This is a genomic window from Dubosiella newyorkensis, from assembly GCF_001945605.1.
Lineage (GTDB): Bacteria > Bacillota_I > Bacilli_A > Erysipelotrichales > Erysipelotrichaceae > Dubosiella > Dubosiella newyorkensis.
In genome coordinates this window covers 1-533 of the sequence record NZ_MPKA01000051.1, presented here as the reverse complement: position 1 = coordinate 533, position 533 = coordinate 1, and the positions used below count along the sequence as shown (strand labels likewise).

Genomic DNA, 533 nt, shown 5'->3' with positions numbered 1-533 from the left:
CGATGAAGAAAATGATAAATCCCTTCTTCGGAGAATTTTACTCCATAAAGCGTTTTGATCAGGACCATGACAAGCGGAGCGGTCCAGCTGCAGTCGACACAGTCTTCAAGGACGTCGCGAGGCTGTTTCTCGATAATGATCTGAACAATATGCTTTTCTTTGTCAGAAGAAAGAAAATGAGGACGTCCCTGTTGTTTGATCGGCACCAATCCTTCTACGCCCTGCTCACGAAAACGTTTGAGGATCTGATTGACAGTGGACGGATTGCAGCCGACGATTTTGGCAATTTCACGCTGCGTATAGCCTTCCAGAGAAAGGCGCACGACCATGCAATGGTTAAAAACACGATGAGTAGGATGGTCTTTTTCAAGAGTTTTGAGTTGTTCGAGAATTTCATCATTTGATAAAGCTGGATTCATAGAGATACACTTCTTTCTATCTATCTTTATTATTGAAACGCTTTATTGTTTAAGTGTTAAATGATTTGAACAAGTCATTTGAGCAAAGGCGGATTATTTAGGATAATCTATATA

Annotated in this window: 1 protein-coding gene; it reads right to left on the bottom strand. The window is 40.7% G+C overall.

The genetic code is table 11. From position 1 onward, the window contains the following. Nucleotides 1–419 (bottom strand): helix-turn-helix domain-containing protein (locus tag BO225_RS03155; RefSeq protein ID WP_076340831.1); only part of this gene is annotated, 419 nt, incomplete at its 3' end. Nucleotides 420–533 lie beyond the last annotated feature (114 nt).